The organism is Cellulomonas composti, from assembly GCF_007990245.1.
In the GTDB taxonomy this organism is placed as follows: domain Bacteria; phylum Actinomycetota; class Actinomycetes; order Actinomycetales; family Cellulomonadaceae; genus Cellulomonas; species Cellulomonas composti.
Map to the genome: position 1 here is coordinate 102,814 of NZ_BJWG01000008.1, position 24,340 is coordinate 127,153.

A 24,340-nucleotide genomic window follows, 5' to 3' on the forward strand; every position below is an offset into this window, starting at 1 on the left:
CCGGCGAACCCTGCACCCATCCCTGCACCCACCCCGACACCCATCAGCGCGACCCCACCGCGCATGCCCGTCACCCGGCGGGATCTGCATTGATCCGTGCAGCCATCACGGTGGGGCCGCTCTGGCGCAGTCGTGGGGGTGGTGGGCAGTAGGGTCGTCGGGTGCTCGTCGCGACGTGGAACATCAACTCGATCCGGGCACGCGTGGACCGCGCGACGGCGTTCCTGGAGCGCACGGGTGTCGACGTCCTCGCGCTGCAGGAGACCAAGTGCAAGGACGAGCAGTTCCCGGCGGCGGCGTTCGAGTCGCTCGGGTACGAGGTCGCGCACGTCGGGCACTCGCAGTGGAACGGGGTCGCGATCGTCTCGCGCGTGGGGATCGCGGACGTCGAGGTCGGCTTCCCGGACATGCCGACGTGGGGTGACCCGCCGGCGGCGGAGGCCCGTGCGATCGGTGCGACGTGCGGCGGCGTCCGGGTGTGGAGCCTGTACATCCCGAACGGCCGGGAGATCGGCGACCCGCACTTCACGTACAAGCTCGACTGGCTCGCCCGGCTCCGGGACGCGGCCTCGGGCTGGCTCGCGGCCGATCCCGCGGCGCAGGTCGCGCTCGTCGGGGACTGGAACGTCGCGCCGCTCGACTCCGACGTGTGGGACCCGGCGTTCTTCGCCGGCCGGACGCACGTCACGCCCGCGGAGCGCGAGGCCTTCGCGGGGATCGCGGAGGCCGGGTACACCGAGGTGTCCCGCGTGCACCTGCCCGCCGAGCACACGTACACCTACTGGGACTACCAGCAGCTGCGCTTCCCCAAGAACATGGGCATGCGCATCGACCTGACGTACGCCTCGCCCGCTCTGGCGGAGCGCGTCACGGGCGTCACGATCGAGCGCAACGAGCGCAAGGGCAAGACCCCGTCCGACCACGTCCCGGTGGTGCTCGAGATCGAGGCACGATGACGACGCCCGACGACGCCGCGTTCGACGCCCGCTACGTCCCCGCCGACCCGTACTACGCGGGCTGGGCTCCCGCGCCGCCGCGCCCACGAACCGACGGCCTCGCGATCGCCGCGCTCGTGACCGCGCTGGTCGGGCTCGGGCTGGTGGCCGTGGGACTCGGTGTCGCGGCGCTCGTGCGGATCCGCCGGCGGGGCACGGCCGGCCGCGGGCTCGCGATCGCCGGCGTCGTGATCGGCGCACTCGAAATGGTCGTCGCGATCGCTCTCGTCGTGACCGTGGTGCTCACGTGGCAGCAGACCCGGCCGCTCGCGGGCGATGTCGACCACGAGCAGACCGTCCACGCCCGCCAGCTCGTCGCGGGCACGTGCCTGCGTGAGCTGCCGCCCGACGGGACGGTCGACGAGGTCACGGCGGTGCCGTGCGCGCAGGCGCACGAGGCCGAGGTCGTCAGCGTCTACGACTTCGACGCCGCGGCGGTGTGGCCGGGCCAGGCCCAGGCCGATGCCCGGGTCGCCCGCTCGTGCGAGCTGTCCGACGACGAGCAGGCCGCCGGCGCCCGCATCGTCACCTGGGCCCCGACGCAGCAGGGTTGGTCGCGGGGTGACCGGTCCGGTCTCTGCCTCGTCGTGACCGGCTGACGTTCGCCGGATCCACGTGCTGTGAGCGCTCTCTGTGCGGGGTAGCGTGCGGCGTATCAGCCGCTGACCCGCACGACGAGGTGCTCCCATGACGCTGCCGTTCGACATCGACCGCCTGCTCGCGAGCCTGACGCTCGAGGAGAAGGCCGCCCTGACGTCGGGGCTGGACTTCTGGCAGACCAAGCCCGTCTCCCGGCCCGACGACGGCGTCGAGGTGCCGTCGATCTGGGTCTCCGACGGACCGCACGGGCTGCGCAAGCAGGCGCAGGCAGAGGCGTTCGCGGAGTCCACCCCGGCGACGTGCTTCCCCACGGCCGCGGCGCTCGGCTCGTCGTGGGACCCGGACCTGCTGCGCCGGGTAGGTGAGGCGCTGGGCCGCGAGACGGGCGCCCAGAAGGTGCACGTCCTGCTCGGTCCCGGCGTCAACATCAAGCGCACCCCGCTGTGCGGCCGCAACTTCGAGTACGTCTCGGAGGACCCGCACCTGGCCGGCGAGCTCGGCGCCGCGATCGTCGAGGGCATCCAGGCGCAGGGCGTGGGCACGTCCCTCAAGCACTTCGCCGCCAACAACCAGGAGACGGCCCGCATGACGGTCTCCTCGGACGTCGACGAGCGGACGCTGCGCGAGATCTACCTGCCGGCGTTCGAGACGGTCGTCAAGCGCGCCCAGCCGTGGACGGTCATGTGCGCGTACAACAAGCTGAACGGCACCTACGCGTCCGAGCACCACTGGCTGCTCACCGAGGTGCTGCGCGACGAGTGGGGCTTCGAAGGACTCGTCGTGTCCGACTGGGGCGCGGTGCACGACCGGGTCACCGCGCTCGCCGCCGGACTCGACCTGCAGATGCCGTCGGGCGGCACACGGCCGGACGACGAGGTCGTCGCCGCGGTCCGCGACGGCCGGCTCGACGAGGCGGTCCTCGACCAGGCCGCCCGCCGCGTCCTGCGGCTCGTCGCGCAGGGGATCGAGGGCGCCCGGAGCACGGACGAGCACAGGGTCGACGACGCGGCCCACCACGCGCTCGCGCGCGAGGCGGCCGCCGCCGGCACGGTGCTGCTCAAGAACGACGAGGTCGACGGGCGCCCGCTGCTCCCGATGGACCCGGCCGCGGGAGACGTCCTGCTCGTCGGGGAGTTCGCCCGGACGCCGCGCTACCAGGGTGCGGGTTCGTCGCAGGTCAACCCCACCCGGCTGGACGACGCCCTCGGCGCGCTGCGCGCGGTGCTCGGCGACGTGCCGTTCGAGCCCGGCTTCACGATCGCGGGCGGGCCCGAGGGCGACGACGACGCGCTGCTGGCCGCCGCGGTCGCCGCCGCCCGGGACGCGGGCACGGTCGTCGCGTTCCTCGGGCTGCCCGGCCCCGACGAGTCCGAGGGCTACGACCGCAAGCACCTCGACCTGCCGGACTCGCAGGTCGCCCTGGTGCGGGCGGTCGCGGCGGTGAACCCGCGCGTCGTCGTCGTGCTGGCCAACGGCTCTGCCGTGACCGTCAGCGCGTGGCACGACCTGGTGCCGGCGGTCGTCGAGACCTGGCTCGGCGGGCAGGCGGGCGGGTCGGCGATCGCCGACGTGCTCACGGGCGCGGTCGCACCGTCGGGCCGGCTCACCGAGACGATCCCCCACCGGCTCGTGGACACCCCCGCGTTCGGCTCGTTCCCGGGCGAGGCCGGCCACTCGCGATACGGCGAGGGCGTGCTCGTCGGGTACCGCTGGTACGACACCCGTGAGGTCGACGTCGCCTACCCGTTCGGCCACGGGCTCACGTACACGTCCTTCGACTGGTCGGACCTCGCGGTCGCCGTCGAGGGCGCGGGCGACTCCGCGCGCGTGTCGGTCGCGCTCACCGTGACGAACGTCGGGCCGCGCGCCGGCGCCGAGGTGGTCCAGGTCTACGTCCGCGACCCGGAGTCGACGCTGGTCCGGCCCGTGCGCGAGCTGCGCGCGTTCGCCAAGGTGGCGCTCGAGCCCGACGAGTCGCACCGGGTCGAGCTGACCCTCGACGCGCGCGCCCTGTCGTTCTGGCACCCCGCACTGGGGCGCTGGGTCGTCGAGGGCGGCGAGTTCGTGGTCGAGGCCGCGTCGTCGTCGCGCGACCTGCGGCTCAGCGCCACCGTCCACGTCGACAGCGAGCCGATCGTGCTGCCGCTCACGCGCTGGTCGACGATCCACGAGTGGGTGTCGCACCCGACGGGCCACCCGATCCTGCGCGACGCGTTCGCGGCGGCCGGAGCGCCCGCGCTCGACGGCCCGGAGCTCGCGTGGGCCGCGGACGTCCCCCTCAAGGTGCTCTCGGACTGGAACGGCACCCCACTGACGGCCGACGACCTCGACGCGCTCCTGGCCGCGGTCGCCGCGACCGAGTGATCGCGACGCCGACGACCGGGCACTCGACGGACCCCTCAACCGTCGACGGACTCCTCGAACGTCTGCGGACGGTGCAACGGAGGGGTCCGTCGACGGTTGAGAGGTCCGCAGACGCTCGATGGGTCCGTGGGCGTCGCGGGACGGGGGTGCCGGCCGCGGGTCAGGCGGTGGTGAGCGTCAGGCCCGTCTCCGAGCGGTCGACCTCGACGGTCTGACCGTCCTTGATCTGGCCGGACAGGAGCGCTCGGGCCAGGTTGTCGCCGATCTCGCGCTGCACGAGCCGGCGCAGCGGGCGGGCGCCGTAGGCCGGGTCGTAACCCTCGATCGCGAGCCACTCGCGCGCGGCGGGCGAGACCTCGAGCGTGAGCCGCCGGTCGCGGAGCCGGTGCGCGAGCGCGTCGATCTGCAGCCCGACGATGCTGCCGATCTGCTCGAGCGAGAGCGGGTCGAACAGGACGACGTCGTCGAGCCGGTTGAGGAACTCCGGCTTGAACGCCGTGCGCACGGCGCCGAGCACGGCCTGTCGCTTGTCCTCGTCGGTGATCGTCGGGTCCACGAGGTACTGCGAGCCGAGGTTGGAGGTCAGCACGAGGATGACGTTGCGGAAGTCGACCGTGCGGCCCTGGCCGTCGGTCAGGCGCCCGTCGTCGAGCACCTGCAGCAGCACGTCGAACACCTCGGGGTGGGCCTTCTCGACCTCGTCGAGCAGGACCACCGAGTACGGCCGGCGACGCACGGCCTCGGTGAGCTGGCCGCCCTCCTCGTAGCCGACGTAGCCGGGAGGGGCGCCGACGAGACGGGCCACCGAGTGCTTCTCGGAGTACTCCGACATGTCGATGCGCACCATCGCGCGCTCGTCGTCGAACAGGAAGTCCGCGAGCGCCTTGGCGAGCTCGGTCTTGCCGACGCCCGTGGGGCCGAGGAACAGGAACGAGCCCGTGGGACGGTCGGGGTCGGAGATGCCGGCGCGCGCGCGGCGCACCGCGTCGGACACTGCCGCGACCGCCTTCGACTGGCCGATCAGCCGCTCGCCGACGACCTCCTCCATGCGCAGCAGCTTGGCGCTCTCGCCCTCGAGCATCCGCCCGGCGGGGATGCCGGTCCACATCGAGACGACCTCGGCGATCTCGTCGGGCCCGACCTTCTCGGCGATCATCGGCGTCCCCAGCGCGACGACCTCGGCGTCCGTGACCTGCTCGGACGCCTCGGCCTCGGCGATCTGGTGCTGCAGTGCGGGGATCTCGCCGTACAGGATGCGCGCGGCGCGTTCGAGGTCGCCCTCGCGCTGCAGGCGCTCGGCGTCGGAGCGCAGCTCGTCGAGCCGGGCCTTGAGGTCTCCGACGAGGTTGTGGCCCGCCTTCTCCTTCTCCCACCGGGCCGTGAGCGCGGCGAGGTCCTCGCGGCGGTCGGCGAGGTCGGCGCGCAGCCGCTCGAGCCGCTCGCGCGAGGCGGGGTCGTCGGACTCGGACAGGACGACCTCCTCCATCTCGAGGCGCGTCACGACACGCTGCAGCTCGTCGATCTCGACCGGCGACGAGTCGAGCTCCATGCGCAGCCGCGAGGCGGCCTCGTCGACGAGGTCGATCGCCTTGTCGGGGAGCTGGCGGCCGGTGATGTAGCGGTCGGACAGCGCCGCGGCGGCGACCAGCGCCGCGTCGGAGATCGTCACCTTGTGGTGCGCCTCGTAGCGCTCCTTGAGCCCGCGCAGGATCGCGACGGTGTCCTCGACGGACGGCTCCCCGACGAACACCTGCTGGAACCGCCGCTCGAGTGCCGGGTCCTTCTCGATGCGCTCGCGGTACTCGTCGAGCGTCGTCGCGCCGACCAGGCGCAGCTCGCCGCGCGCGAGCATCGGCTTGAGCATGTTGCCGGCGTCCATCGCGCCCTCGCCGCCGGCGCCCGCCCCGACGACCGTGTGCAGCTCGTCGATGAAGGTCACGACCTCGCCCTCGGACGCGGTGATCTCCGCGAGCACCGCCTTGAGGCGCTCCTCGAACTCGCCGCGGTACTTGGCGCCCGCGACCATCGAGGCCAGGTCCAGCGAGACGAGCTTCTTGCCGCGCAGCGACTCGGGCACGTCGCCCGCGACGATGCGCTGCGCGAGCCCTTCGACGACCGCGGTCTTGCCGACGCCCGGCTCACCGATGAGGACGGGGTTGTTCTTGGTGCGCCGCGAGAGCACCTGCACGACGCGGCGGATCTCGGCGTCGCGGCCGATCACCGGGTCGAGCTTGCCCTCCGCGGCGCGTTGCGTGAGGTCGAGACCGTACTGCTCCAGGGCCTTGTAGGTGCCCTCGGGGTTGGCGGACGTCACGCGCCCGGACCCGCGCACGGTCGGCAGCGCGGCGAGCAGAGCGTCACGCGAGGCGCCGGCGGCCCGCAGCGCGTCGGCGACGCCGGACTGCCCGGCCGCGAGGCCGACGAGCAGGTGCTCGGTCGAGACGTAGTCGTCGCCGAGCGAGCGCGCCTCGGCGTTGGCGGCCTCGAGCGCGGCGGACGTGGCGCGCGACGCGGACGGCTGCGCGACGGTCGAGCCGCTCGACGCCGGCAGGTTGACGAGGATCGCGCGCACCGAGCGGCCGAGCGCGCCGCGGTCGGCGCCGACCGCATCGAGCAGGCCGTTCGCCACACCGCCGTCCTGCTGGAGCAGCGCGTCCAGGATGTGCGCCGGCTCGAGCTGGGGGTTGCCGGCGGCGCTCGCCGACTGGATGGCGCTGCCGAGCGCCTCCTGCGAGCGGGTGGTGAACTTCGCGTCCACGTGTCCTCCATGCGCGGCACCCCGCGCGGGTCGTTGAGCTACGTGCTGCCGTCAGCCTGTCGGACTGACCTTCCTCTCACAACGCGACGAAGTTGAGTCTATTCCGCTCAAGTTCACCCGGACGACCAACACCGACTCGTCATCGCACGGACACGTGCGCGTCGTCGTCGCGACACCGCGGGCCCCTAGCGTCGCGAACGACCGACACACACGAAAGGGCAACGATGACCCTCACCATGACGCTCGTCCGGCACGGGCGCACCCACTTCAACGCCCGCCGTGTCCTGCAGGGACGCTGCGACTCCCCGCTCACCCGCGCCGGCCGCGAGGGTGTGCGGACCACGGCCCGGCACCTCGCCGACACCCCCTTCACCGCAGCGTGGAGCTCGCCCTCGGGGCGCGCGGTCGCCACCGCGGTCGAGCTGCTGCGCCACCACCCGGACCTGCGCCTGCGCACCGACCCCGATCTGCGCGAGTACCACTTCGGCGCGTTCGAGCGTCGCCCCGAGAGCGCGCTGGACGCCGTGGTGTCCTGGCCCGACCTCGTCGCCGACGTCCTCGCGGGCACGCACCCGGGGCTGCCCGGAGGTGAGAGCGGGGCCGACTTCATGGGACGCACACGCGACGTGTTCACGCGCCTGGTCGAGCAGCGCGCCGGGACGGACGAGCACGTCCTCGTCGTCGGGCACGGCCTGGCGCTCGGCGCGTACCTCGCGACGCTCGAACCGGTCGGGCTCGTCCCGCTGCCCAACGCGTCGGTCTCGAGGGTCGAGGTGACCGACGACGGGACCCAGATCCTCACCATCGGGCTCGACGTCGCCGACCAGGGCGCGATCGCCGCCCGGCCCGCCGCGCTCGCGACGGTCGCCTGACGCACCGCGCGTCGCACCTCGCACACCCCGCCGCGGGTCGTGTGAGGTGCGACGATGCGGACATGAACGACAACTGGGCCGGCGACAGGGCCGACACGAAGCGCCTCGACGAGCAGCCCGACGTGCTCGGCTCGCCGTGGACCGCGATCACGCTGCACCTGCCCCCGGACGACACGGCCGGGCGCACGGGGGTCGACCCGGTCGCGACGCTCGTGCACCGGCCACCGCGCCATCGTCGGGCCGTCGTCTACCTGCACGGGTTCGTCGACTACTTCTTCCACCCGCACGTCGCGGACGCGCTCGACGCGGCCGGTTACGACCTGTACGCGCTGGAACTGCGCGACTACGGCCGCTCGATCCGGCCCGGCCGGCCGCCGAACCACACGCGTGAGCTCGCGGTGTACGCGCAGGAGCTCGACCGCGCCGTCGGGCTCGCGCGCGCGGAGCACGACGAGGTCGCGCTGCTCGGCCACTCCACGGGCGGCCTCGTCGCCGCGCTGTGGGCCGACGCCCGGCCGCACGGCGTCGACGCGGTCGTGCTGAACTCCCCGTGGCTCGACCTGCGCGGGAGCTGGTTCGAGCGGTACCCGCTGACGTGGGCGCTCGGGCCGCTCGGCCGGATCGCGCCCGATCTCGTCGTCGGGCACCTCGCGCCGCACTACGGACGGGCGCTGCACACGGACACCGGCGGCGAGTGGGACTTCGACCTCGCGTGGAAGCCGCACGAGGGCTTCCCGGTCCGCGCGTCCTTCATCCGGACGATCCGGCGCGGCCACGCGCGCGTCGCGCACGGCCTGCAGGTCGACGTGCCCGTCCTGGTCCTCACCTCCGACGCGTCCGGTCCCGACGACCGCGAGCACGACGCGCTGGTGACCACCGACTCGGTGCTCGAGGTCGCGCACATGGCGGCCCGCGCGCCGTTGCTCGGCCCGGACGTCACGCTCGTCGCCGTGCCCGGCGGCGCGCACGACCTCGCACTGTCCCCCGCGCCCGCGCGCGAGCGCTACCTCGAGGAGGTCGTGCGCTTCCTCGACGCCAGGCTCGCGGGCTGACGATGACCGACGACGACGCTCCCGACGAGCCGGCCCGCCCGATCACGGGCGCTGCCACGCGGGTCGAGTCCGTCCGGGCGTACGGGCTGCGGCGCTGGGAGGGGATCCGCGACACCCCGACGGGCCGGCTGCTGGAGCGGATCGTGCGCGAGATCCTCGGGATCGAGCTGTTCGACCGCGCCATGACGCTCGCCGCGCAGGCGTTCACCTCGATCGTCCCGCTCATGCTCGTCGCCGCCGCCCTGCGACCGAACCAGAGCGGCGGCGGGCAGGTGATCGCGGACTCCCTCGGTCTGTCCGACACGACGCGAGCGGCACTCGCCGGCGCCGTCCCCAGCTCGGCGACCGTCGCGAGCAGCGTCGGCGTGCTGGGGATCCTCGTCGCGATCGTCTCCGCGACGTCGTTCGCGCGCGCTCGAGCGCATCTACCTGCGCGTCTGGCAGGTCCGCCGGGCCGGCGTCGGCACCGCGTGGCGCTGGGTCGCGACCGTCGTCGCGGTCGCGCTCGCCGCGACCATCATCGCGTTCACGCGCAGCCTCGTCGCGGGCCCGTGGCGGGGGCTGACCCAGTTCGTCCTCCAGATCGTGCTGTGGAGCGTGGTCTGGTGGTTCGCGCCGTGGGTGCTCCTGCAGCGGCAGGTCCCGGGGCGCCTGCTCGCGTTCACGGCGGTGCTCACCGCGGTCGCGCTCGCGGTGCTCGGACGGGTCGGCTCGATCTACCTGCCGATCGTGCTGTCCTCGGGCGCGCGGCAGTTCGGCGTGCTCGGGATCGTGTTCGCCTATCTCGGCTGGCTGTTCGTCCTGTCCTTCGTCGTCGTGGGCGCGACGACGATCGGGCACGCATGCGCGTCGGACGACGGGCCCGTCGGGCGCTTCGTGCGCGGTGGGCGGTGGACCGAAGTGACCGACGAGCCCCGCGACCCGTCGGCCGGCCCGTCGGCCGGCCCGTCGGTCAGCCCGCCGCAAGGCGCGGCGTGAGCGAAGGCTCCTCCGGCTCCGACAACGACAGCAGCGCGCCCACGACCCCCGGGAGCGCGGCGACGCGCCGTTCGAGCACCGCGAGCGCGTGCGCGGCAGCCGTCTCGGTCGGCTCGCCCTGCAGGTCCACCGCACCCGTGACGAGCACGCGACGCGCCCCGACGAGCTCGAGCCGCAGCTCGGTGACGCGCGCGATCTCGGGCTGCGCGAGCAGCGTGGTGAGCGCCGCGTCCCACACCCGGTCGTCGGCGACCTCGCCGACGAGGAACCGGCGGTTGCGCTCGATGAGCACCACGGCCACCACCCCGAGCAGCACGCCGACGAGGATCGAACCGATCGCGTCCGGCACGGCCGAGCCGGTGATCTGGTGGGCCGCGATCCCCGCTGCCGCGATGACGATCCCGACGAGGGCGGCGGCGTCCTCGAAGAAGACGGCCCGCACCGTCGGGTCGGACGTCCGCAGCACGTGCGGCAGCAGGTCCATGTCGCGACGCTGCGCCGCGGCGCGCGCCTGCCTGTTGGCCTGGAGGAACGAGACGCCCTCGAGCACGAACGCGATCGCGAGCACGACGTACGCGACGGCGAAGTCGGTCGCGGGTTCCGGGTTCGCCAGCTCGGTGATGCCGTGCGTCACGGACACGCCCGCGCCGACAGCGAACAGCCCGATCGCCGCGAACAGCGACCACACGTACACCTCGCGTCCGTACCCGAGCGGATGGCTCTCGTCGGGTTCACGCTCGGCCTTGCGCTGCGCGACGAGCAGGAAGACCTCGTTGCCGGTGTCCGCCCACGAGTGCGCGGCCTCCGCGACCATCGACGCGGCGCCCGTGACCACCGCAGCGACCGACTTCGCGATCGCGATCAGCAGGTTCGCCCCCAGGGCGACGACGACCGTCAGCGTGCTCTCGCCGCCGCCCGCACCCTCGTCGGACGTCGGACCCGTGAGGTCCGGCCCCGGACCGTCCGGCGCCGTCACGGCTGCTCTGCCTCCTCGTGGTGCGTCACGCCCGGCAGCGCCGAGCCCGCGGGCGCGGTGCTCACCGCGGCCCGGTCGGCGTCGACTCCCCGCTCGTGCCGCAGCGCCTGGTGGTCCAGCGCGGCCGACGTCAGCCACGCGGTGACCGTTCCGAGCACGGCGACCGTGATCGACGTGACTCCGTCACGTCCCACGAGCAGCCCCGCGAACAGCACGGGTGCGACGACCATGCGGGTCATCGCCGTCATCCCCGCCGCCGCCCCGATCGCCACCGCGACCGTGGGCGAGACGTCGAACGCGATCACCGCGAACGTCGCGAGCGCTGCGCCCAGGAAGATCGCCGGGAAGATCGGCCCGCCGCGGAAGCCGGCGCCGAGACTGATCGTGTAGGCAAGCGCCTTCGCCACGAGCAGCACGAGGACCGTCCATGCCGAGGTCTGCGTGACCAGCCCGCCGACCGACGCCTGCCCCGAGAACAGGACGTCCTGCGAGTCCGCGCCGAGCGCGCGCGCACCGAGCGCGAGCCCGCCGACCGCCAGACCACCGAGCACCAGGATCGGCAGGCGGGTCGTCGGCGACTCGCGCTGCGCGAGCCTCGTGGCGGCGTACCGCACCGACCGGGCGAGCAGCGCCGCGAGGACTCCGACGACCACCGCGACGACGAGGTCCCGCACCAGGACCGTGCGGTACTCGGGCAACCCGACGATCGCCAGGCCCGCCATCGGCAGCCCGCTCCAGGTGCCGAGGCCCGTGATGAGCACGTAGGCGACGGCCGACGACGCGAGCGCGGGGATGAGCATCGGGATGACGAGCGCGCCCGCCCCGACGCCGCCCTCGAGCAGCATGAGGCCCGAGACGAGCGGCCCGCCGAACAGCGTCGACATCGCGGCGCCGGCGCCGGCGACCCCGACGACCTGCCCCTCGCGCGGTCCCAGACGAGCCCACCCCGTGAGCCACACCGCGACGATCGTGCCGAGCGCGATGAGCGGGGCCTCCGGGCCCAGCACGATGCCGAACGGCAGCGTCGCGAGCGCGGCGAGCGCGACGCCCCAGACGTCGCGGGGGCGGGCGTTCCCGCCGACTGCGACCCCCATGATCGGCGAGTGCCCACCGTCGCCCGGCAGCATGCGCGCGACGTGAACGAGCACGCCGCCGAGCGCGGGGAGCCCGAGCACCAGGTACCACGGCGGCGTGCTCGTCCCGAGCGCCTCGGGCAGGTCCTCCCAGAGCCACCCCTCGACGTAGTGCACGGACGTGATGAAGCCGAACGCGACGAGCCCGACCGGGATGCCGATCAGCGCGCCCAGCAGGCTCAGCCGGCGCAGCGACGCCGGCGGGACGAGCTCGCGCGCGGGTGCCGGCGCGGACTCCGTCGCGGGCTCGTGCGGCTCGCTCGTCGGTTCGGCCATAGCCCGACAGTAGCGACGCGACCGACCCACGGCACGACCTCCGTAGGCTGGGCGTCGTGAGCCTCCCGTCCGACGCGTTCCGGCACGTCGCGTCGCGCCCGCACGAGCCGTTGCACACGTTCCACCCGCGACGCGCCGTGCTGAGCCCGGTCCGGCAGGACGCGCTGCGTCGCCTGTGGCCGACCCTCGGCTTCGACGTTCGCGACGAGTCGGACCGCGTCGAGACCGGCACGCTCGACACCGACGCGTTGTTCGGCCGCACCGCGCCGCTGGTGCTGGAGATCGGGCCCGGCATGGGCGGGACGACGGCCACGATGGCGGCCGCGGACGCCGGACGCGACTACCTCGCGGTGGACGTGCACATCGCGGGGCTGGCCGACCTGCTGCTGCTCGTCGAGTCCGCGGGCCTGACGAACGTGCGCGTCGGGTACGGCGACGCACTGGACCTCGTCCGACGACGCCTCGCACCCGGGTCGCTCGACGCGGTGCACGCCTTCTTCCCCGACCCGTGGCCCAAGGCGCGCCACCACAAGCGCCGCCTCGTGCAGGCGGAGCACGTAGCGCTGCTGCGCTCGCGCCTGCGGGTCGGCGGAACGCTGCACGTCGCGACCGACTGGGCTCCCTACGCCGACCAGATGCTCGCGGTGCTCGCGGCGGACCCCGGCCTGCGGACCGCGGGCTTCGCACAGCGACCCGCGCACCGGCCGGTGACCAAGTTCGAGGCCCGCGGCATCGAGCAGGGCCGTCCGAGCGTCGACCTCGTCGCGGAACGCGTCGCATGAGCACGTTCCGGCTCGGCCTCGTCCCGGGCGTGAACCCCGACCGCTGGTTGCGGGTGTGGGGCGAGCGCGTCACCGACGTCCCGCTGCTCGTCGTGCCGGTCGCTGCCGCCCAGGCGGAGGCGGCGCTGCGCGCGGGTGAGCTCGAGGCTGCACTGCTGCGGCTCCCCGTGGACCGCGACGGTCTCGACGCGATCCCGCTCTACACCGAGGCGAGCGTCGTCGTCGTGCGCAAGGACCACCTGTTCACCGCGGCCGACGAGGTCGCGCTCGAGGACTTCGCCGACGAGACGCTCGTCGTGCCCGGCGACGACGTCCTCGGGTGGGCCGACCCGCCGGGCGAGCGCTTCGCGGGACCGGTCCCGACGACGAGCGACGCGGTCGACCTCGTCGCGGCCGGGCACGCGGTGCTCGTCCTGCCGCACTCGCTCGCGCGCCTGCACCTGCGCAAGGGTCTGACGACGCAACCCGTCCCGGACGCCCCCGGCTCCACGGTCGCCCTCGCCTGGCCCACCGACGCCTACGACGAGCTGACCGAGGAGCTGATCGGCATCGTTCGCGGCCGCACCGCGAACTCCTCCCGCGGCAGCCGCGCCCAGCAGCCCGCCCGGGCCCCCGAGCGCAGGCCCCAGCCGCAGCCGGCGCGCAAGAGGCGCCGGCGCTGATCAGGCCGGCGGGTTCTCGAGCGCCTTGAGGCGGCGCTCCTCCTCGCGGACCTTCTCGAACGTGCGGCGCTCGGCCAGCAGCCACGGCGGCGGTTCGGCGATCAGCTCGGTGATCTGCTCGGTGGTGAGGGGCTCGGTCATCCCGGCGCGGGCCAGCCCGCTCGTCGAGACGCGCAGGCGCGCGGCGACCACCGCGCGAGGGTGCGGGCCGTTGCGGCGCAGGTCGACGAGCCACGCGGGCGGGTTGCGCTGCAGCTCGGCGAACTCGTCGCGGCTCACCGTGCCCGCCTGGAACTCCTCCGGCGTCGCCGCCAGGTACACCCCGAGCTTGGCGGCCGCGGTGGACGGCTTCATCTCCTGCGTCTTCTTGGCCACGGCGTCAGCCTACGCAGGGGAGGACCCTGCGACCGAATGTGACGAACGCCTCTGCCCCTCGGCGACCACGGTGCGGTCACGCCCTGTTCATATAGGACAGGCTGGCCTAACTTTCATCTGATGAAGCCCTCGCGCCGCGAGGGACGAGGACGAGGAGTGCTATGAGTTCCACAGTCTGGCGACGCACGGGCCGCACGGCGGCCGTGGTCGCCGCCGCAGCGCTGGCCGTGTCCGCGCTCCAGCTCCCCGCCGGGCCCGTCGTCGGACACGTCGTGCGCCGAGGCGTCCGAGCAGGCGGCGAGCAGGAGGCAGAGTGCGGTGCTCGCGACGAGCGAGCGGAGCGAGCGTGGCACGGGACGACCTCGGGACGACAACGGGATGACAGAAGAAGGAAGGCAAGCCTATCCATCATCCGCTGAATCGGGACGCGAGGTTCGTCACATGGACGCACGACGACGCGAGCGTGCGACCCGCTCCCGTGGGGGCGGCGCGCACGCTCGCGTCGTCGTTGCTCGTCAGCTCGGAGAGACCGGCGGGGTGTGCCAGATGCGGTCGATGTAGTCGCGCATCGAACGGTCGGAGGAGAAGAACCCGCCGCGCGCGACGTTGAGCACCGCGGACCGGGTCCACGCCTCCTGGTCGGCGTAGGCGACGTCCACCTTCGCCTGCGCGTCGACGTACGCCTGGAAGTCCGCGAGCGCGAGGAACCGGTCCTCGTGCAGCAGGTTCGCGACGACGGGCTCGAACGTGTGCCGGTCGCCGCCCGAGAACGCGCCGGAGAGGATCAGGTCGAGCGCCCGGCGCAGGTCCGCGTTCGTCTCGTAGTACGCCGACGGCTGGTAGCCGCGCTCGACGATCTCGGCGACCTGGGGCTCGTCGAGCCCGAACAGGAAGAAGTTCTCGTCGCCGACGAGCTGGCGGATCTCGACGTTCGCGCCGTCGTCGGTGCCGATCGTGAGCGCACCGTTGAGCATGAACTTCATGTTGCCGGTGCCCGACGCCTCCTTGCCGGCGAGCGAGATCTGCTCGGACAGGTCGGCGGCGGGGATCAGCGTCTCGGCGAGCGTGACGTTGTAGTTCGCGGGGAAGGCGATCCGGAGCCGGCCCTCCAGCGAGGTGTCCTCGTTGAGCGTGCGGCCCACCGCGTTGATGAGCGCGATGATCTGCTTGGCCATCACGTAGCCCGGCGCGGCCTTCGCGCCGAACGCGAACGTGCGCGGCGTGACGTCCGCGAGCGCGAGCCTGCCCGTGGTGATCTGCTCGTACAGCGACACGATGTGCAGCAGCTTGAGCGTCTGCCGCTTGTACTCGTGCAGCCGCTTGACCATGACGTCGAACAGCGTCTCGGGGTCCACGACGATGCCGTCGCGGCGCTCGAGCACGTCGGCGATGCGCAGCTTGTTGGCGTGCTTGATCTCGCGGAACCGGCGGCGGAACTCCGCGTCGTCGGCGAGCGGCTCGAGGCCCTTGAGCCGGTCGAGGTCCGTGACCCAGCCGTCGCCGATCGCCTCGGTGATCAGCCCGGACAGGCCCGGGTTGGAGAGCTTGAGGAAGCGGCGCGGCGTGACGCCGTTGGTGACGTTGGTGAACTTCTCCGGCCAGTGCTGGGCGAAGTCGTCGAGCACCTTGTCCCGCAGGAGCTGGCTGTGCAGCGCCGCGACGCCGTTCACCTTGGAGCCGGCGACGGTCGCGAGGTACGCCATGCGCACCGCGCGCACCGGGTACTCGGCGATGATCGACATGCGGCGCACGCGCAGCTCGTCGTCGGGGTAGGCCTCCCGCAGCTCCTCGAGGAACTCCTCGTTGATGCGGTAGATGATCTCGAGGTGCCGCGGCAGCAGGCGGCCGAGCAGCTCGACCGGCCAGACCTCGAGCGCCTCCGGCAGGAGCGTGTGACAGGTGTACGCGAAGCACTGCTGCGTCGTCGCCCACGCGTCGTCCCAGTCCCAGCCCTTCTCGTCGACGAGCACGCGCATGAGCTCGGGGACGGCGATCACCGGGTGGGTGTCGTTGAGCTGGAAGACGATCCGCTCGGGGAGCTTGTGCAGGTCGAAGCCCTGCGGCAGCACCTGGTCGACGAAGTCCTTGATGGAGCACGCGACGAAGAAGTACTGCTGCTGCAGTCGCAGCTCCTTGCCCTGGGGCGTGGAGTCCTCCGGGTAGAGCACCTTGGAGATGTTCTCCGCGAAGGTCTGTGCGCGCACGGCCTCGGCGTAGTCGCCCGAGTTGAAGATCTCGAGGTCGAAGGCGCGCGTGGCGCGGGCGCTCCACAGCCGCAGCGTGTTCACGCGGCCGCTCTCGTAGCCCGGGACCATGTAGTTGTACGGGACGCCCAGCACGGACCAGCCCGGCACCCAGCGCCGCTTCACCACGCCGTCGTCGTCCTGGTACTGCTCGACCGACCCGCCGAAGTCCACGGTGACCGCGGACTCGGGGTGCGGGAACTCCCACGGCGAACCGAGGCGCAGCCAGTCGTCGGGCTTCTCGACCTGCTCGCCGTCGACGAACGTCTGCTGGAAGATGCCGTACTCGTACCGGATGCCGTAGCCGATGCACGGCACGTTCATCGTCGCGAGCGAGTCGATGAAGCACGCGGCGAGCCGTCCGAGGCCGCCGTTGCCCAGGCCCGGCTCGACCTCGGCCTGCCGGAGCTCGTCCAGCTCGATGCCGAGGCTCGCGAGGCCCTCGGTCACGATGTCCTCGAGGTCGGCTGCGAGCAGCGCGTTGTCGAGCTGGCGACCGAGCAGGAACTCGGCGGACAGGTAGGCGACCGACTTCGCCTGGAGCTCCGACTGACGACGCAGCGTGGAGAGCCAGCGCGTCATGAGGTAGTGGCGCACGGTGCGCGCCATCGCCAGGTACTTGTCGTTCACGGAGGCCCGGGTCAGGTCCACGCCCTGCCCGAAGTTGAGCTCGCGCAGGAACTCCCGCACGAAGGCGTCGACCGTGTGCTCACGGACCGCGATGGGGGGGATCGTCTCAGCCGTCACGCGCCCACCGTAGCCACGTCGGATGTCCTCGGGGGGCAGCAAACCGTTCCAGTTCTTGCGAAATCGCCTCATCTGGAGGCGAATTTCACCCGTTCGGGTGAGTCGTGCGCCACGTTCGCGGCCCCTTTGGCCTAACCCGGCGGGCTCGCCGGCTTGGCGGCCCGCGGCTTCGTCGCGCGTGCGCGTGGCTTGGACCTTGCTGCCGCCGGACCCGGGTCGCGGTCGCCCAGCGCCGACTCGACCCCGCGCTCCGCGCCGCGTCGGGCTGCACGCCGCAACGCGACCATGTCCACCGACTCCCCCGCGGCGAGGCGCTCGATCGCGGTGTCGAGAGCGGCCACCAGCGCGGCCGTCTCCTGGAGCTGGGTGCGCATCGCGCTGATGACGTCGTGCATGGAGATGTCCGTGCGGCCGAGCTTCTGGCCCCACACCGCGAGCGAGATCTCGTGCAGGTTGTCGTCGGTGAGCGTCGCCATGTCGTCCTCGTCCTCCTCGTCGTCCTGGTTCTCCAAGTACTCCTGGTGCCACGGCTCGCGCGCCACGTGGTCCTTGAGCCAGCCGTGCGGGTCCCCGTGCGTGCGGACCCACGTGCGAGCCGGCTCGGCCAGATCGAGCGCCCGCCCGGACTCGTGCTTCGACGTGCCGGGGAAGGCGACCGAGGGGGTGTCGAGCTCCCCGCGCTTCCACGCGTCGTACATCGACCGCTGCTCCTCGTGCGTGCGGCCCGCGTCCGAGACGCAGCCGGCAGGCATGCCGGCGGCCTTCATCCGCTCGTAGGAGGCGGCCGCATCGGGCAGGAGCCATGCCTGCCGGCCGGTGCGCCGGTTCACGTCACTGATCGGAACCTGTTCCATGTCGCCCCCCAGGGGCCGGTCCGTCGCGGGCGGGCGCCACAGCCCGTCACACAGGACGAGCCGGGCGGGGTGCGGCTGATACCGGCCCCGGGGGCGGGATCTCGTCGCGTCTCGTCGCGTCCCTCGATCACACCACCGTCGGCGCCCGGCCACAATGCCGGACCCCGCGCACCTCGACCGTGGGCTCGTCCACGAAGATCTGCACGCTCACGGACCTCCACCGTGCGCGGCACTGACGCAGCGCCGGGTGGCCGGGGTCACCCTCGGCCGGTTTGGGCACGCGGGCGGGCGACCTGTATCGTCTACCCCGGCCGTCAAGGCCATGCGCCCGTAGCTCAATGGATAGAGCATCTGACTACGGATCAGAAGGTTGGGGGTTCGAGTCCCTTCGGGCGCACAGCACGGAAACGGCCCGCCACCTGCACACGAGCAGGGGCGGGCCGTTTCATGTCTCGCCGGATCAGAGCGTCGCTGTAGTGATCCCGTCAGTGATCCCGCGTCCGGGCATGACGAAAGCCGCCCCTCCCGCCGTGAGGCAGGAGGGGCGACGTCTGTCGGGGTGGGGTCAGCGCCAGGTCTCGTCGCCCGGGTCCCAGACGAGCGGCCCACCGACGCGACGCACGACCGGAGTGCCGCCCGGGCCGATCGTGACGGTGGCAGGGTCGGACGCACCCGACGCGGCGTCCTCGAGCTGCCACGTCAGCACGATGTCGTCGGCGCGCTCGAGGTCGTCCACGAAGGACCACACCAGCGAGCCCGTGCCACTGACCGCAGCGAGGGTGGCGGTGATGTCGGGGCCGGAGACCTGCGCGACCGACGCGACCACGGGCAACGTCCCGCCGGCGCCAGCGGCCGAACCGGTGAAGTCCAGGCGGCGCACGATGCCGAGCACGGGCGGGTCCGGGTCGGGGTCGAGCGCGGGCGCGGCAGGCACCCACGGCCCGTACACGGCGTCCGCCCCGGACTTGTAGCCGAGGTCGTCCCACCAGGTGTCGATAGCCGTGCCGATGGAGCCGTAGCGAACCTCGGTGATCGCCTGGTTCGTGAGCCCGGTCGCCAGGGCGGACTCGTACAGCGGTGTCGTCGAGTCCCCGAGGTAGACGGCGAAGCGGCCCTCACCCGCGCCCGCGGCCGAGCCCTTGCACCACGCCTCGAAGCGGTAGGTGGTGTCCGGCGAGACGGCCATGCTCGACGTCGCGCGGTTGGACGAGCCGGGGTCGCTCATGCGGATCGTCCCGGCGGTCGTCTTGAACAGGCGCAGCGCGTTGCCGGACGCGTGCCGGATCTGGAAGATCGAGATCTCGGTGCCGTTCGCGTCGAAGTTCGCGTAGCAGCGCACGAAGCACGAGTCACCCGCGTCCTGTGTCCACACCCAGTTCTGGGTGCCGGTCGCGCCGCCGGGGATCTTGCCGCCGACCGTGCCGTGTGCGGGGCGCTCAGTCGAGTAGACCAGGCCCGAGGACGACACGGAGAACGCGGAGGACGCACCGGCCGCGGAGGTGGGGATCGACGCCCCGTTGGTGCCACCCTCGAACGTGCACGTGCGGACGCTCATGCGGGGCTCCCGTACTCGTAGAGCTGCACGCTGCCGTTGTAGACGGGCACGACGTCGCTCGGCGTGCCCGTCTCGTAGACGTTGCGGTCGCTGCCGGTGGCGGTGATGACGGCGGCGGCCAGGTGCGCGGGCGCCAGGATGATCCGCGCCTTGGCCGGCAGGTCGCGGGTGAACCTGTTGCGGGCGATCGTCAGGCCTGCGATCGGCGTCATCGAGGACTTCACGTTCAGCAGCGAGCCCGGCGAGGTCTGGACCCGCAGCCAGTTATCCGTGATGACGGGCGCGGTGTCGTACGCGCCACCCGAGTAGTCCCGGGTGATGAGCATGCACGACGTGCGCCCCGAGCGCAGGACGTTGCCGCGGATGCTCACCGCCGCGAGGTTCCCCTCGCACTGGATGCAGTCGTTGTGCGTCAGGCCGTCGCTCTGCCCGGCGTCGGGGTGCACCTGCAGGTCCTCAACGAGGCAGCCCCACACGTGCGCCTCGCCGCGCTTGCTGATCCCCGCCAGCGAGAACCCGTCGACCGTGCCGCGTACGTGGACCCGGTAGGCGGTGAAGCCGGAGCCCTGGACCCCGTACGCGCGGGTCAGCCCGTAGTCGGCCTCTGCGACGCGGACAGTGGTGTGCTCGATGCGCACCCCCACGGCTGCGGCCGTCCGCACGTACACGCCGCGTCCGAGGTGGTCGCCCGAGTGCATGCGGGCCAGGCAGTCCCGGACCGTGACCCACGGTGCGCGCACGTCGATGGAGCCCTCGACGTCGAGCCCGGACACGACGAGCGGGGCGAGCGCGGTCCCGCCCGTGGAGATCGTGAGGTTCCCCGGCACGGGCGTGAGGGAGCCCTCCGGGATGCGGCAGCCGACGTTGACGCCGGCGACGGGCTCGGTGGTGCCGACCACGAACCCGTCGTCGATGTCGCCCATGACCAGATCCCGCCAGCCTTGCCCGGACGCCCAGGAGCGTGTCGCGGGCTGCCACACGAACGTCGCGGCGGGGCTCACGTGACCAGCCACGGGGACTCGGGGTGCAGCCACAGCAGGCAGCGGGGGTGCGTCGGGGAGGGCAGGGTCGCGGCCACCGCCCACTCGGCGTGGAAGTGCAGCACCTGGCCTGCGCCGAGCCCGCCCGGTTCGGCGGGCCATGCGCTGCCGGTCCACTCGAGGTGCACGTCCCGCTCGTCGGCGACCGTCCGCTTGGTGGCCAGGGCGGCGGTCACCGTGGCGGCGTCGGCCTTGGCTGACAGCGCGGCGGTCAGGCCCGTCACGTCGCCCTGCGCGTGCGCGTGCGACGTCGCGGCCTTGCCGGCCAGGGCGCTCGCCACGGCCGCGGCGTCCGCCTTGCCTGCGAGCGCCGTGGTCGTCGCGCCCGCGTCGGCCTTCGCGGCGAGCGCGGTGTGCAGGGCGCCGTCGTCGAGCGAGTCGTCGACCCACTCGGACAGGGCCTCCTCGTCGAGCCCGCCGCCTGGTCCGGCGACGACCTTCGCCCCGGTCGCGTCGATGACGTCTCCGTCGGCGTCGAGCAGCGCCACACCGCCCGCGGCTCCCAGGATCAGGGAGGCGACCTGTGCTGGGGACAGTGCGCCGTCCGGGGACACGGTGCGGAGGTTGATCTCCACCCCGCGCACCGGGGCCAGGACGAAGCGCTCGCCCTTCACCCCGGGCTCGTCGAACGCGACGTCCACGACGACGCGCATGCTGGTCGGCGTCGAGTTGTCCGGGTCGTCCACGACCGGCACCAGCAGGTCCAGCGACGTCGCACCCGTGGTCGCGAGCCGCCCCGACGCGAACACGCCGGCGGGGACGATCGCGTCCGAGGGGGTGTTCGTCACCCGGTCGGTGAGCGTCACCTTGAACGCGCCGGGGCGCAGCGCGCCCGTCATCGTGTGCCAGGTGCCGTGGCAGCGGGTCGTGTCCCAGGACGGGGCCGGTGTGCTCACGTCGCCTCCGTCTCAGTCGGTGGTGCCGTAGTCGAGGTCGGCGCACTCGGCCGCCGCATGCCTGGACGTGTAGACCGCGGCGCACCCGCGGCACACATGCTGCCCCTCGTCGGCCGTGACGAGCCCCAGGCCCACACGTGCGGCCCGCTCGGTGATCCCCCGCAGGCGGGCGTTCTCCGCCACGAGGTCGGCCACCAGGTCGCACGTGTGCGCGCACCCGGGCAGCACGCTCACGCCTCGCCGTCGTCCAGCTCGGGCAGCCCGGACAGGGACGTCAGCAGCGACACGACGCCCGCCAGGACCGATCCCGAGGCGACCGCCACCCAGTCGACCTCGAGCAGCCCGAGCGCCGCCGTGCCGATCAGCGCGACCGCGGTCTGCGCCGTCGTGCGCACCGCGCGGCGACCCGCCGCACCCCACCACTTCACCGTCATCATGGGCCTCCTGTACAGCACGGGCGCGCACCGGTGTACGCGCTGACGAGTTACAGCCGTGTGGTTGTACGCCGCTCAGCCGAGCCAGGCGCGCGCCGCTGTCGACGCCGTGACCATGAAGGCAGCCGCGCCGAGGGTCCAGGTCGCCGTCCAGCGCCGGTCCGCCTTGCGACGCTCTGCGGCCGCGATCTGCGCCTCCTCGCGCCTGCGTTCGCCCTCCGCGATCTGCTCGCGGATCTGCTCGTCGGCCGCACGCTGCTCGGCACGCTGCGCGTCGAGACGTCGGTCGGCGGACTGCTCGTGCGCGAGCAGCAGATCCCGGGTCGACTGCGCCTCGGCGTCCAGGCGGCGGACCTCGGCGTCGTGCTCACGGCGGGTGACCATCGCGTCCATGCGCCCGGTCAGGTCCGCGCGCATGTCGCGCAGATCCTGTGCGACACCGTGGACTGCGGCGAGCAGTGGGTTGTCCACCATGGTCACGCCTTACCCGTGCCGCCCGTGAGGACGTCCACGAGGGCAGCCTTCGCGGCCTGGCGCACCTGCGCCTTCGTGATCCCGCCGCCCGTCGCGGGCAGCGCGTCGGCCACCGCGTCCGCGAGCGCGTCGGCGTCCACGGCGGTGATCGCCCGCAGTGCCGCCGCCGCCTGACGTCCGCGCGTCGTCGACCCCGCCGCCGCCTCCGCGAGCAGCACCGTCAACCCGTTCGCCGACGCCTCCTTGACCCTCTCGAGGTCGTCCTGTGTGAGCGCCACGTCGTCCTCCTGGTGCTGGTCGTCGCCGGGGTAGTAGGTCATGTGCCAGGGCTCACCGCGGACCGTGTCGTGCCGCCACCCGTACGCGACCCCGTGGGCGCGCACCCACGCACGCGCGGGCTCCGGCAGGTCCAGGGACACGCCCGTCTCGTGGGTGGACGTGCCCGGGGGTGCCGCGTAGCCCGTGCCGCCGTCGTTCTTGCGCCACCAGTCCCGGCCGTCCCAGCGCTGGTAGTCGCGGCCCGTGTTCACCTGTGAGTACAGGCTGGTGAAGATCGCGACCTGCTCCGCGTAGGTGCGGCCCGCCGACGTGATCCCCGCGGGCATGCCCGCGGCACGCATGCGGGCGTAGGACGCCGCCGCGTCGGCTCGCAGCCAGTGGCCGGGGGTGATGGTCGCGGTGTCCACGATCAGACCGGGAAGCTGAACGTCATCGCGTACCCGGGCGAGGTCGTGACCGCCGCACCGACGACCGCCGGGGACACGTGGATGGTGCCGTCCGTGTCGATGACGATCGCCGCTGCCTGCGTGACCGCCGAGACTGCATCACGCGGCACGAGCCAGCCCATGCGCACCGACGGCCGGTACCCGGTCGGCAGGGTCGCGATCGTCGCACCCGAGGTCGTCACGTTGTACACCTCTCCACGCAGGTACACGGTGCTGCGGACACGCCGGTACGCGCAGGACGCGCCCGTCGCGCCCGAGACGGTCAGGGAGATCCAGCCCGTGTCGGACTCGAGGGCGTCGAGCCGGGTGTCGAGAGCGTCGTCCGCGTTGCTGGCGGCGGTCGCGTTCGCGTTGATCGTGGTGGACAGTGCCGCCACAGCGTTCGACGTGGCGACCTGCCCGAGGTTGAGCAGGTCCGACACGGGCGACGCCGCGTCGGACTCCGCGTAGATGTAGACGCCGCGGCTGTCGATCGCGCCTGGCACGTCACGCCCCCTTCGTGGACAGTGCCTCGAGACGCTGCTCGAGGACGGCGAGGCGGTCGACCGCGTCACGGACGACCGGGATGAGTGCGATCGCCACACGGTCGTAGGCGATCGCCTCGGGGCGGCCCTCGTCGTCGTACGCGACGAGGTGGGCCAGCCCGAGGTCGTGCAGCTCCTCGGCGATCGCGCCGAAGTACCGGGGCGCGTCGGGTGGCGCACCCTTGTCGACCCACGTGCGGGGGCGGATGTCCAGCACGGCGGGAGCGGGCGGCGCGTCGGCGATGTCGTCCTTGTAGCGCCGCGACGAGGTAGACCGCACGAGCACGCCGTTCGTGTCGTCGATGCGGACGTTGGCACTGGCACCCGTCGTGATGCGACGGATGCCCTCGCTGTAGACGCGGTGGTTGCCACCGACGGGGCCGACGGCGAACTCGTTGCCGCTCTCGGTCTCCATGCGGACCTTCGACTTGGCCTCGATGTTCACCGCGGCCTCACCCGAGGTCTTGTCCGCCGACAGGGTGAGGTCACCCTCCACGGCGGAAACCTCGACTACCGATCCCCCGACGGTGACCGTGGTTGCCTCGACCGTGACCTCGCCGGGTGTCAGGGTGACGGCGGCGGCCGAACCGACCTCCAACCCGACCTCGACGCTGGACACGATCCCGACGCCGGTCGTGGCGACCGCGACCGCATGGTCCGTGTCCGGCGTGCGCAGTCGCAGGGGCGACCCCTGGATGTTGAGCGGTCCCGACTTGCTGACGGTCGTCGCCACGATGTCGCCGTCGACCGAGCCCGGCGAGAGCTTCGGCTTCGTCACGGCGCCCGGTGCGAGCTTGGGGGTCGTCACCGACGCGTCCGCGTGCTTCGCGGTCGTGATCGCGCCGTTCGCGATCTGGGACGTCGCGGCCTGCCCGGTGATCCGGGAGAAGTCGTGCCCGCCGGACGTCATGTGTGCGGCGGTGAAGTCCGCCGCGCGGTTGATGTCGTCGTAGCCCAGCCGCTTGTCCTTCGTGGACGGGACGGGCGTGAAGCCCACCGCCTGTGCCGCGTCACCGTTCGCCATG

23 protein-coding genes and 1 tRNA gene are annotated in these 24,340 nt (G+C 72.9%); 9 read left to right on the forward strand and 15 right to left on the reverse strand.

The window, feature by feature from the left end:
• The first annotated feature begins 161 nt into the window (after positions 1-161).
• From CCO02nite_RS09920 to CCO02nite_RS09930, 3 genes are all read left to right on the forward strand, one after another.
• Complete coding sequence (locus CCO02nite_RS09920) at positions 162-956, forward strand: exodeoxyribonuclease III (RefSeq protein ID WP_146842977.1); 795 nt, start codon at positions 162-164, stop codon at positions 954-956.
• A complete protein-coding gene (locus CCO02nite_RS09925) occupies positions 953-1,594 on the forward strand; it encodes a DUF4190 domain-containing protein (protein ID WP_146842978.1) in 642 nt (213 codons plus the stop codon). Before CCO02nite_RS09920 ends, CCO02nite_RS09925 begins: the two co-directional genes overlap by 4 nt.
• An 88-nt stretch (positions 1,595-1,682) precedes the next feature.
• The gene (locus CCO02nite_RS09930; protein WP_146842979.1) at positions 1,683-3,959 is read left to right on the forward strand and encodes an aryl-beta-d-glycosidase; all 2,277 of its coding nucleotides are present in this window, start codon (positions 1,683-1,685) and stop codon (positions 3,957-3,959) included.
• A gap of 160 nt (positions 3,960-4,119) precedes the next feature.
• Here CCO02nite_RS09930 and clpB read toward each other — a convergent pair whose 3' ends face one another.
• Positions 4,120-6,717, reverse strand: a complete 2,598-nt coding sequence (gene clpB / locus CCO02nite_RS09935; protein ID WP_146842980.1) for an ATP-dependent chaperone ClpB — start codon at positions 6,715-6,717, stop codon at positions 4,120-4,122.
• Positions 6,718-6,941: 224 nt separating this feature from the next.
• Here clpB and CCO02nite_RS09940 point away from each other — a divergent pair, with 224 nt between their 5' ends.
• The 3 genes from CCO02nite_RS09940 to CCO02nite_RS09950 all read left to right on the forward strand — a co-directional run bounded on the left by CCO02nite_RS09940 (position 6,942) and on the right by CCO02nite_RS09950 (position 9,619).
• Positions 6,942-7,589 (forward strand): histidine phosphatase family protein, encoded by a 648-nt coding sequence (locus CCO02nite_RS09940; protein ID WP_146842981.1) that lies wholly within the window; start codon positions 6,942-6,944, stop codon positions 7,587-7,589.
• Between the two features lie 62 nt (positions 7,590-7,651).
• Entirely contained in the window at positions 7,652-8,641 is a 990-nt protein-coding gene (locus tag CCO02nite_RS09945) for an alpha/beta hydrolase (protein ID WP_146842982.1), read from the forward strand.
• Between the two features lie 585 nt (positions 8,642-9,226).
• Entirely contained in the window at positions 9,227-9,619 is a 393-nt protein-coding gene (locus tag CCO02nite_RS09950) for a hypothetical protein (RefSeq protein ID WP_146842983.1), read from the forward strand.
• Here CCO02nite_RS09950 and CCO02nite_RS09955 read toward each other — a convergent pair.
• Together CCO02nite_RS09955 and CCO02nite_RS09960 are read right to left on the reverse strand one after the other, a co-directional pair.
• Entirely contained in the window at positions 9,594-10,595 is a 1,002-nt protein-coding gene (locus CCO02nite_RS09955) for a cation diffusion facilitator family transporter (protein WP_146842984.1), read from the reverse strand. The genes CCO02nite_RS09950 and CCO02nite_RS09955 overlap by 26 nt on opposite strands.
• The gene (locus CCO02nite_RS09960; RefSeq protein WP_146842985.1) at positions 10,592-12,004 is read right to left on the reverse strand and encodes a chloride channel protein; all 1,413 of its coding nucleotides are present in this window, start codon (positions 12,002-12,004) and stop codon (positions 10,592-10,594) included. The genes CCO02nite_RS09955 and CCO02nite_RS09960 overlap by 4 nt, the downstream gene beginning before the upstream one ends.
• Before the next feature lie 56 nt (positions 12,005-12,060).
• Here CCO02nite_RS09960 and trmB point away from each other — a divergent pair, with 56 nt between their 5' ends.
• Together trmB and CCO02nite_RS09970 are read left to right on the forward strand one after the other, a co-directional pair.
• Positions 12,061-12,786, forward strand: a complete 726-nt coding sequence (gene trmB, locus CCO02nite_RS09965) for a tRNA (guanosine(46)-N7)-methyltransferase TrmB (RefSeq protein ID WP_146842986.1) — start codon at positions 12,061-12,063, stop codon at positions 12,784-12,786.
• Positions 12,783-13,448 carry a LysR family transcriptional regulator substrate-binding protein gene (locus tag CCO02nite_RS09970; protein ID WP_146842987.1) on the forward strand — a complete coding sequence of 222 codons (666 nt, stop codon included), beginning with the start codon at positions 12,783-12,785 and terminating at the stop codon, positions 13,446-13,448. Before trmB ends, CCO02nite_RS09970 begins: the two co-directional genes overlap by 4 nt.
• On the opposite strand, the gene CCO02nite_RS09975 is transcribed toward CCO02nite_RS09970, so the two are convergent.
• From CCO02nite_RS09975 to CCO02nite_RS09985, 3 genes are all read right to left on the reverse strand, one after another.
• Positions 13,449-13,802 carry a DUF5997 family protein gene (locus tag CCO02nite_RS09975; protein WP_146843080.1) on the reverse strand — a complete coding sequence of 118 codons (354 nt, stop codon included), beginning with the start codon at positions 13,800-13,802 and terminating at the stop codon, positions 13,449-13,451.
• 536 nt (positions 13,803-14,338) lie between these two features.
• Positions 14,339-16,813, reverse strand: a complete 2,475-nt coding sequence (locus CCO02nite_RS09980) for a glycogen/starch/alpha-glucan phosphorylase (RefSeq protein ID WP_146842988.1) — start codon at positions 16,811-16,813, stop codon at positions 14,339-14,341.
• A gap of 131 nt (positions 16,814-16,944) precedes the next feature.
• On the reverse strand, positions 16,945-17,643 hold the full coding sequence (locus CCO02nite_RS09985; protein WP_186812658.1) for a M15 family metallopeptidase: 699 nt from the start codon (positions 17,641-17,643) through the stop codon (positions 16,945-16,947).
• A gap of 348 nt (positions 17,644-17,991) precedes the next feature.
• Between CCO02nite_RS09985 and CCO02nite_RS09990 the strand changes: the two genes are divergently transcribed.
• Positions 17,992-18,064: transfer RNA gene (locus CCO02nite_RS09990), tRNA-Arg, on the forward strand.
• Between the two features lie 168 nt (positions 18,065-18,232).
• On the opposite strand, the gene CCO02nite_RS09995 is transcribed toward CCO02nite_RS09990, so the two are convergent.
• From CCO02nite_RS09995 to CCO02nite_RS10035, 9 genes are all read right to left on the reverse strand, one after another.
• Positions 18,233-19,222, reverse strand: coding sequence for a hypothetical protein (locus CCO02nite_RS09995; RefSeq protein WP_146842990.1), 990 nt, complete (start codon positions 19,220-19,222; stop codon positions 18,233-18,235).
• On the reverse strand, positions 19,219-20,145 hold the full coding sequence (locus CCO02nite_RS10000; protein ID WP_146842991.1) for a hypothetical protein: 927 nt from the start codon (positions 20,143-20,145) through the stop codon (positions 19,219-19,221). The genes CCO02nite_RS09995 and CCO02nite_RS10000 overlap by 4 nt, the downstream gene beginning before the upstream one ends.
• Positions 20,146-20,219: 74 nt before the next feature.
• Complete coding sequence (locus CCO02nite_RS10005; protein ID WP_146842992.1) at positions 20,220-21,158, reverse strand: hypothetical protein; 939 nt, start codon at positions 21,156-21,158, stop codon at positions 20,220-20,222.
• 12 nt (positions 21,159-21,170) lie between these two features.
• Positions 21,171-21,392 (reverse strand): hypothetical protein, encoded by a 222-nt coding sequence (locus CCO02nite_RS10010; protein WP_146842993.1) that lies wholly within the window; start codon positions 21,390-21,392, stop codon positions 21,171-21,173.
• Complete coding sequence (locus CCO02nite_RS10015) at positions 21,389-21,595, reverse strand: holin (protein ID WP_222593184.1); 207 nt, start codon at positions 21,593-21,595, stop codon at positions 21,389-21,391. The genes CCO02nite_RS10010 and CCO02nite_RS10015 overlap by 4 nt, the downstream gene beginning before the upstream one ends.
• A gap of 72 nt (positions 21,596-21,667) precedes the next feature.
• Positions 21,668-22,066, reverse strand: a complete 399-nt coding sequence (locus CCO02nite_RS10020) for a hypothetical protein (RefSeq protein WP_146842994.1) — start codon at positions 22,064-22,066, stop codon at positions 21,668-21,670.
• A gap of 2 nt (positions 22,067-22,068) precedes the next feature.
• Positions 22,069-22,752, reverse strand: coding sequence for a M15 family metallopeptidase (locus CCO02nite_RS10025; protein ID WP_146842995.1), 684 nt, complete (start codon positions 22,750-22,752; stop codon positions 22,069-22,071).
• 2 nt (positions 22,753-22,754) lie between these two features.
• The gene (locus tag CCO02nite_RS10030; protein WP_146842996.1) at positions 22,755-23,276 is read right to left on the reverse strand and encodes a hypothetical protein; all 522 of its coding nucleotides are present in this window, start codon (positions 23,274-23,276) and stop codon (positions 22,755-22,757) included.
• Between the two features lies 1 nt (position 23,277).
• Entirely contained in the window at positions 23,278-24,339 is a 1,062-nt protein-coding gene (locus CCO02nite_RS10035; RefSeq protein ID WP_146842997.1) for a tail fiber domain-containing protein, read from the reverse strand.
• Position 24,340: the final 1 nt, after the last annotated feature.

Bases quoted from the DNA above. Each gene is read 5' to 3' on its own strand.
- CCO02nite_RS10020 (WP_146842994.1), bottom strand. From the start codon at position 22,066: ATGGTGGACAACCCACTGCTCGCCGCAGTCCACGGTGTCGCACAGGAT.
- CCO02nite_RS09995 (WP_146842990.1), bottom strand. From the start codon at position 19,222: ATGAGCGTCCGCACGTGCACGTTCGAGGGTGGCACCAACGGGGCGTCG.
- CCO02nite_RS10015 (WP_222593184.1), bottom strand. From the start codon at position 21,595: ATGATGACGGTGAAGTGGTGGGGTGCGGCGGGTCGCCGCGCGGTGCGC.
- CCO02nite_RS09970 (WP_146842987.1), top strand. From the start codon at position 12,783: ATGAGCACGTTCCGGCTCGGCCTCGTCCCGGGCGTGAACCCCGACCGC.
- CCO02nite_RS09925 (WP_146842978.1), top strand. From the start codon at position 953: ATGACGACGCCCGACGACGCCGCGTTCGACGCCCGCTACGTCCCCGCC.
- CCO02nite_RS09930 (WP_146842979.1), top strand. From the start codon at position 1,683: ATGACGCTGCCGTTCGACATCGACCGCCTGCTCGCGAGCCTGACGCTC.
- CCO02nite_RS09945 (WP_146842982.1), top strand. From the start codon at position 7,652: ATGAACGACAACTGGGCCGGCGACAGGGCCGACACGAAGCGCCTCGAC.
- CCO02nite_RS09940 (WP_146842981.1), top strand. From the start codon at position 6,942: ATGACCCTCACCATGACGCTCGTCCGGCACGGGCGCACCCACTTCAAC.
- CCO02nite_RS09975 (WP_146843080.1), bottom strand. From the start codon at position 13,802: ATGAAGCCGTCCACCGCGGCCGCCAAGCTCGGGGTGTACCTGGCGGCG.
- CCO02nite_RS10035 (WP_146842997.1), bottom strand. From the start codon at position 24,339: ATGGCGAACGGTGACGCGGCACAGGCGGTGGGCTTCACGCCCGTCCCG.
- CCO02nite_RS10000 (WP_146842991.1), bottom strand. From the start codon at position 20,145: ATGGGCGACATCGACGACGGGTTCGTGGTCGGCACCACCGAGCCCGTC.
- CCO02nite_RS09960 (WP_146842985.1), bottom strand. From the start codon at position 12,004: ATGGCCGAACCGACGAGCGAGCCGCACGAGCCCGCGACGGAGTCCGCG.